The 7,028-nt window shown below is 60.5% G+C and carries 9 protein-coding genes; 5 read left to right on the forward strand and 4 right to left on the reverse strand.

Features of this window, described 5'->3' with window-relative positions; all coding sequences use genetic code 11:
* The 3 genes from WBF74_RS09500 to WBF74_RS09510 all read left to right on the forward strand — a co-directional run.
* The coding region (locus WBF74_RS09500; protein ID WP_424438684.1) for an NAD(P)H-dependent oxidoreductase at positions 1 to 577 on the forward strand (577 nt) is incomplete at its 5' end.
* A gap of 232 nt (positions 578 to 809) precedes the next feature.
* Entirely contained in the window at positions 810 to 2,174 is a 1,365-nt protein-coding gene (locus WBF74_RS09505; protein WP_424438687.1) for a glutamate--cysteine ligase, read from the forward strand.
* A 44-nt stretch (positions 2,175 to 2,218) separates the two neighbouring features.
* Positions 2,219 to 2,602, forward strand: coding sequence for a VOC family protein (locus tag WBF74_RS09510; protein ID WP_424438690.1), 384 nt, complete (start codon positions 2,219 to 2,221; stop codon positions 2,600 to 2,602).
* 3 nt (positions 2,603 to 2,605) lie between these two features.
* Here WBF74_RS09510 and WBF74_RS09515 read toward each other — a convergent pair whose 3' ends face one another.
* Entirely contained in the window at positions 2,606 to 3,103 is a 498-nt protein-coding gene (locus WBF74_RS09515) for a DinB family protein (protein ID WP_424438693.1), read from the reverse strand.
* A gap of 162 nt (positions 3,104 to 3,265) precedes the next feature.
* On the opposite strand from WBF74_RS09515, the gene WBF74_RS09520 reads away from it, so the two are divergent.
* Positions 3,266 to 3,688 (forward strand): cupin domain-containing protein, encoded by a 423-nt coding sequence (locus WBF74_RS09520; RefSeq protein ID WP_424438696.1) that lies wholly within the window; start codon positions 3,266 to 3,268, stop codon positions 3,686 to 3,688.
* Here WBF74_RS09520 and WBF74_RS09525 read toward each other — a convergent pair.
* The 3 genes from WBF74_RS09525 to WBF74_RS09535 are packed head-to-tail and all read right to left on the reverse strand — an operon-like array spanning position 3,685 to position 6,400.
* Positions 3,685 to 4,497: a helix-turn-helix transcriptional regulator gene (locus WBF74_RS09525; protein WP_424438699.1), complete on the reverse strand. Its 813-nt coding sequence runs from the start codon at positions 4,495 to 4,497 to the stop codon at positions 3,685 to 3,687. The genes WBF74_RS09520 and WBF74_RS09525 overlap by 4 nt on opposite strands.
* A gap of 22 nt (positions 4,498 to 4,519) precedes the next feature.
* Positions 4,520 to 5,953, reverse strand: coding sequence for a metalloprotease TldD (gene tldD / locus WBF74_RS09530; protein WP_424438702.1), 1,434 nt, complete (start codon positions 5,951 to 5,953; stop codon positions 4,520 to 4,522).
* 51 nt (positions 5,954 to 6,004) lie between these two features.
* Positions 6,005 to 6,400 carry a hypothetical protein gene (locus WBF74_RS09535; RefSeq protein ID WP_424438705.1) on the reverse strand — a complete coding sequence of 132 codons (396 nt, stop codon included), beginning with the start codon at positions 6,398 to 6,400 and terminating at the stop codon, positions 6,005 to 6,007.
* Positions 6,401 to 6,785: 385 nt separating this feature from the next.
* Here WBF74_RS09535 and WBF74_RS09540 point away from each other — a divergent pair.
* A partial coding sequence (locus tag WBF74_RS09540) for a cytochrome c oxidase subunit II transmembrane domain-containing protein (protein ID WP_424438708.1) occupies positions 6,786 to 7,028 on the forward strand: 243 nt, incomplete at its 3' end.

Raw genomic sequence — 7,028 nt, forward strand, 5'->3', positions numbered from 1 at the left:
CGTCATTTACTGCCACCCGCGGCCCGAAAGTTTCACCGCCGCCGTGCGCGATGCCGTGATCGAGGGGCTGAAAGAGGCAGGCCACGAGATTGATCTTGTCGATCTCTATGCAGATCATTTCGATCCGCGCCTGAGCGCCTGCGAGCACGAAAATTACGAAGACCCGAACATCAATACCGAAGGGATCGAACGTTACGTCGAGCAGCTTCACGCAGCCGAAGGCATTGTCTTTGTATTTCCGACATGGTGGTACGACATGCCCGCCATGCTGAAAGGCTGGCTCGACCGCGTCTGGGTGCCGGGCGTTGCCTTCGACCTCGCCGAAGGAAAGACCATCCGCCCGCGCCTTCAGCATATCCGCTTCATGGGTGCGGTCACGACCTGCGGCGCGCCCTGGTGGTGGTCGAAACTGGTGGGCGAACCCCATCGCCGTGTCCTCATGCGCGGCCTCCGCGCCCTGTGCAGCAAGTGCTGCAAGCAGCTCTGGGTCGCCTGCTACAAGATGGATGATTCTACACCCGAAAAGCGGGCGGCCTTCCTCGCCTCGGTCCGCCGCCGCATGGCGCAGGGGAGGTGACGCTGCCTGATCCGGGAGCGGAAGAGCGCGAATCGATCGCCGCCTGTGTCTTTCCCGTCCATCCGCTGTGATTTTTTGAACCGGCTTTGGCGCTTGCCATGCCGAGATTGCGCTCCTACATCTGAACAGCGCCGGGGCAGGGTTGTAACCGGCGCGTGACTGGGGACCGGCAGCGGGGCGGTCGGCTCGCTCCGCATAGGCGCAGGTCCATATAAAAACAAAAGGGGCTCGAATGAGCATTCTCGTCGCCGGGCCCGAGCCCATTACCGACCGTCGTGACCTCGTGGCTGCGCTGGAGCGCGGAAACAAGCCGCGCCAGGAATGGCGCATCGGCACGGAGCACGAAAAGTTTCCCTTCTGCACGAAAAACCTGACCCCCATCCCCTATGGCGGCGATCACGGCATCCGCGCCATGCTGGAAGGCATGAAGCGTTTTGGCTGGAAGCCCGTGATGGAAGGCGAACACATCATCGGTCTTGAGAGCGAGAGCGCAGGCAACATCTCGCTGGAGCCGGGCGGGCAGTTTGAACTTTCCGGCGCGCCGCTTGAAACGCTGCACCAGACCTGTGCGGAGCTTCATGAACATCTGGCGCAGGTGAAGGAAGTTGGCGCGGAGCATGGGATCGGTTTTCTCGGCCTCGGCTTCACGCCGAACTGGCGGCGCGACGAAATTCCCGTCATGCCCAAGGGCCGCTACAAGATCATGACCGAATACATGAAGAAAGTCGGGACCATGGGTCTCGACATGATGTATCGGTCCTGCACCGTGCAGGTGAATCTCGACTTCTCATCAGAAGCCGACATGGTGCAGAAGCTGCGCGTCGGCATTGCGCTTCAACCCGTTGCAACGGCCATATTTGCAAATTCTCCGTTTACGGAAGGAAAGCCCAACGGCTATCTATCCTTTCGTTCCCATGTATGGACCGATACGGACAATGCGCGGGCAGGCATGGTGCCCTTCGTGTTTGAAGATGGTTTCGGCTTTGAACGCTGGGTCGATTACGCGCTCGATGTGCCGATGTATTTCGTTTACCGCGACGGAAAATATATCGACGCGACAGGGCAGAGTTTCCGCGACTTCCTTGAGGGCCGGCTTCCCGCGTTGCCGGGCGAAACCCCGACACGCGGTGACTGGAACAATCACCTGACCACGATCTTCCCCGAAGCCCGCGTGAAGAATTATATCGAAATGCGCGGCGCTGATGGCGGCCCCTGGGCGCGCATTTGCGGTCTGCCCGCTTTCTGGGTCGGCCTTCTCTATGACCAGTCCTCGCTCGATGCCGCATGGGATCTCGTGAAGGACTGGACAGCACAAGAGCGTCAGGCGCTGCGCGATGGCGTGGCCAAGCACGGGCTTCACACGCCTTTCCGGGGCGGCACGCTGCTGGATATTGCGCGCCGGGTAGTTGCCATATCGCGCGCGGGCCTCGAAGCACGTGCGCAGGGCGATGGTGTCGGCGCCAGCGAGGCAATCCATCTCCGTGCGGTTGAAGAGATTGTCGAGAGAGGCAAGTCACCCGCAGAAGATTTGCTCGACCTCTATCATGGCCGCTGGAACGGCTCGGTCGATCCGGTCTTCAAGGAGTTCGCTTTCTGATGCTATCCGGTATCTGACGTTTCCGAAAAAGGGGAGCGCTTTCCATGTTCAGCCATGTCACCATCGGCTCGAATGAACCGGAAAAACTCGAAGCCTTTTATGATGCGCTGCTGGCAACGCTCGGCATCGAACCCTTCTTCAAGGTGCCGGGTACACTTTCCTATGGCACGGCGACGGGGCCGAAGCTCTTTGTGGTGAAGCCCTTTGACGGCGCACCGCATCACAGCGGCAATGGCTGGCACGCCGCCTTTCTCGCATCCGATCGCGCTTCGGTGGATGCGTTCCACGCAAAGGCGCTTGAAATGGGTGGCAGCAGCGAAGGTGCCCCCGGCCTCCGCCCGCATTACCACCCGAATTATTACGGCGCCTATATCCGCGACCCGCATGGCAACAAGCTGCAGGCCGTCTGCCATAGCAGCAAGGGGTGACAGTCAGGACGTGACCGCGCGGGCCGACAGGAAATCCGTGATCACATCCTTGTCCGGCAGGATGCCGTTTTTTTGAAGGATCACGCCGATATTGCCACGGTGATAGGTGCCGTGATTGACGACGTGAAGGATCATTTCCTCCCGTGTCATGGACGCTTTCTCGCCACTCGTGAAGCGAAAATCGATGCGCTGGGTGAGTTCCGCTTCGCTTAGCGAATGGGCGTAATCGCAATACCATTCATCAATTGCCCGCGCTGACGCGGAAAGCTCGTCAAGCGGCAGCGGCTGTTCGGGATTGGCGGAATGATAGTCATGGCGCTCGCCCGTCATATGCGCGCGAAAAATCTGACACACCGCATGGGCATGGTTGAGGATCGCAAGCAGGATCGGCGCTTCGGGAATACGCTGCGCCTCATCCGTCGTTTCGAGAAGGGTGAAAAGCCCGTCATTCGCCCACGCATTATAGGCGGTAAGGGTGCGGACGGCGCGGGAAGCGGACATGGCGGTGCTCCATGAAATGTTGAGGGAGCCTGACGCTAGCGCGCGCAGGACCTGCGGCGCTTGAACGATCCTGCTGTCCTCAGCGCAGCAGTTTCATGCAAGCGCCGCTCTCTCACGCCCCGATAGGCTCGAAAAATCACTGCGAGCCATCGGGAGAGAAAGATGAGTGAATGCAAGCCACCTGCGATCGAAACAGGCAATCCTGCAGAAGAACTGTTTCATCTGAAGCGAAACGGAAAAATCTCGCGCCGCAGCTTTTCCATTATCGAAATGCAAAGGGCGGGTGAGGAGGGCGGTCTCCTTCTTGCGACCACAACGGCCAACACACCGGATGACCTTCACGCGGACCATTGGGAGATTCATCCGCAGGGAGATGAGCTGATCCTTGTACTTGAGGGTGAAGTTCGGCTCGTCCTTGAAGGGCCGGATGAAAACGGCACAACAATCCGCGCAGGCAATGCCGCTATCGTGCCGCAAGCGCGCTGGCATCGCTTTAAGTGGATGGGGCCGGTGACGCTTCTCTTCGTGACGCCGCCGGGCGGCACGGAACTCAGGGAAGTAGGCGCTGTGGAACAAGCCCGCTAGTCATCACAGATCGTGATGGTGGTTCGCGGCTTTCGGCCGAATACATCGGACGGTGTAATGCCGGTCATGTCCCGGAATGTCCGGCTGAAATGTGCGGAGTCCGCAAAGCCTGCCTCATGCGCCGCCTCTGTCAGATTGGCACCGCCATGCACCGCTTCCAGCACGCAGCGTATGCGCTGCCAGAGCAGGTAGCGGCGAATGGGCATGCCCGTATGGTCGCTGAAGAGATGCTGCAGGCGGCTTGGTGACAATCCCGCCATGTCGGCAAGCTGCTGCGTATCCGGGTGCTGCATCGGATGAGCGGCAATGAACTGCATCACCTTCTGCACCCGCGGATCAATCGCTGGTTGGGGTGCGGGCGGAATGAAAAGCGAAAGCAGTTTTGTTCGCGTATCCGATGCTTCCGCCCGGCTGAGGCTTCCCGTTCTGACCTGCATAAGTTTTGCGCGCAATTCCGCATCAAACGGCATGTCGCGCACGATCAGCCCCGGCGGTGATGCTCGTGTCGGTACTGCCTTTGCGGCGCTGGGCGGAAAGAGAGTGCGTTCAAGATAGAGAAAGGCGATCTTGCCTTCGGGACTGGAGACGCAATGGGGAATGTTGGCGTCAACAAAAACGGCGCCTTCTGTCTCCACCTCGAAACCGTTTTCGGTGCGCACGACCAGCGGCCCGTCAAGCGCAACCGCGCATTGGGCGGCGCTGTGGCGATGCATTTCAGGCGCAACATCGTAGCCGACATAAAGCGCCGAATGACGCCACAGATAGAGTGCGCCCGTCTCCCTTTCGGTCACTGTGCAGGAACGGGGCATCTCCCTGGTCCGGTGTTCTTTCTTACGCCGCCTGCGCGGTGCCACCGACCGTCAACCCCTTCACCAGCAGCGTCGGCTGGCCGACGCCTACAGGCACGCCCTGACCGGCTTTGCCGCAGGTTCCGATGCCGGGATCAAGCGCCATGTCATTGCCGATCATGGTGACGCGGGTGAGCACGTCCGGCCCGTTGCCGATCAATGTCGCGCCTTTCACGGGACGACCGATCTTTCCGTTCTCGATGAGGTAAGCCTCGGTGCAGGTAAAGACGAACTTGCCAGACGTGATATCCACCTGCCCGCCGCCGAAGGAGACGGCATAAAGCCCCTTCTTCACGGAAGAGAGAATTTCCGCCGGATCGTGATTGCCGCCGAGCATATAGGTATTGGTCATGCGCGGCATGGGCTGATGCGCATAGGACTGGCGACGGCCATTGCCCGTGGGCGCCATGCCCATCAGCCGCGCATTAAGCCTGTCCTGCATATAGCCTTTGAGAATGCCGTCTTCGATCAGCACGGTGCGCGAGGTCGGCGTACCCTCATCATCAATGGTAAGTGAGCCGCGCCTGTCGGCAAGCGTGCCGTCATCCACGACCGTAATGCCGGGCGCGGCAACGCGGCTGCCGAGAAGCCCCGCAAAGGCGGAAGTCTTCTTCCGGTTAAAGTCACCCTCAAGCCCGTGGCCGATTGCTTCATGGAGCAGAATGCCTGGCCAGCCGGGGCCGAGCACGACATCCATTTCACCGGCTGGGGCGGGCACGCTTTCAAGATTGACGAGCGCCTGCCGCAGCGCCTCATCCACCTGCGCCTGCCAGCGCTCGGGATTGATGAAGGCGGCATAGCCTTCGCGGCCGCCGACGCCATGCGAGCCGGTCTCCTGCCTGTCGCCTTCACCGGCAACGACCGCCACATTGAGCCGCACAAGTGGGCGAATGTCGCGCAGGCTCGACCCATCCGCGCGGATGATCTCGACCGCCTGCCACTCGCCGGAAAGCGACGCCGATACTTGCTGCACACGCGGGTCTTTCGCCCGCGCATAGGCGTCAATCTCCGCGAGAAGCTTCACCTTCTCCTCGAAGCTCTGCGCACCGAGTGGGTTCTCATCCGTATAAAGATGCGTGTTGGTGCGCGCCGGACCTTCAGCGGCAACGCCCGTGTGACCGGTCTTTACCGCCTGCACGGCATCACTTGCCCGCTTCAGTGCGGCTTCGGAAAACTCCGACGCATGGGCAAAGCCCGTGGCCTCGCCCGCCACGCAGCGAAGCCCGAAGCCCTGATCCGTGTCAAAGCTCGCCATCTTCAGCCGGCCATCATCAAAGCCCAGCGCTTCCGACTGGCGGAACTCCATGAAGAGTTCGCCATCATCCGCCCCGTTCAGCGTGTCGGCTACAAGACCGCTCACACGCCCGCGGTCTAGCCCAGTGCGGCTGAAGAAAAGATCGTCGGAAGAAGCACTCATGGGTTTACCCGTGATTCAATAAGGTCCGGAAGGGTTGGGAGGGCCGGGCGCCTAGCGCGCCAGCCATTCCTCAACCGGCACAAGGCGGCGCGGCAGGCCCGAAAGGTCGCACGGAACGATCTGCGGGGCACAGCTATAAAGTGGGTATTGCGTCACCTTGAGGGAAGCGAGGTCCACCAGAAAAACGCCATTGATGCGGCCGAACCAGTTATCCCATTCGACAAAGCGCCAGTTTTCCCAGCCGGGAGGCGGCGGGGCGGTGACATCGCCCACAAGATCGGGATGGGCAGCGCAGAAACCCACCACACAGCGGCCCGGATCCCGCGGATCGAGCCAGGGGGCCGCCTCGGAGATCAGCTCGGGCGCCGCACCGCCATTCTGCGGCAGGAGAAGCCCCGCCGAAATATGCCGCCCGAAGTGGAAATGGATCAGCGCCTCATCCCGCATGGTCAGCGATTCCCGTCTTTATACCCAAGGAAACATGTCGGATATTCATTCTAGGTGTTTTTGCGAGTCGATATAAGGCCGGAACCGTCAGATGCCCGTTTTTCCCCGTTAGGGAGCCGGAAGAGTGCCGCAATTGTGGCAAAACGTCGCAAAACGGACGCGGCTCTGTGGTTTGTCGTCACACCTTGACTATACTGCTGCGCACGAGTCGCCCGCGGGGAGGAAGACCCGAAAACCGCCGCCCTACGATAAAAAACAAGCAGGGTTGCGGCGAAACTTGCGGGCGACGGGACTTTATGGTTTCTGACAGCCACCGCTGCAGCCTGCTCGCAGAGCCGGGCGCGGCCAATGGTTCGAATGTTGACTGACTACCCTGGGGACAAGCATGCGGTTTCTGAACGGAATTGGCCTTTTCGCCGTCGCTCTCGCGGCCACATTTTTCAGCGGTGCTGCAGCTTTTGCGGCCCCGGTCGATGGGGGCTTTGGTCTTCAGGCGCCGGTCACCGAAGTGCAGGCTGACATCATTGCCTTCCACAATATGTTGCTGGCGATCATCAGCGGCATTGTCTTGCTGGTGCTGATCCTGCTGGTGCTCGTGATTGTGCGCTTCCGGAAGAGCAAGAATCCC

The sequence above is a fragment of the Parvibaculum sp. genome (assembly GCF_049672805.1).
Classification (GTDB): Bacteria; Pseudomonadota; Alphaproteobacteria; order Parvibaculales; family Parvibaculaceae; genus Parvibaculum.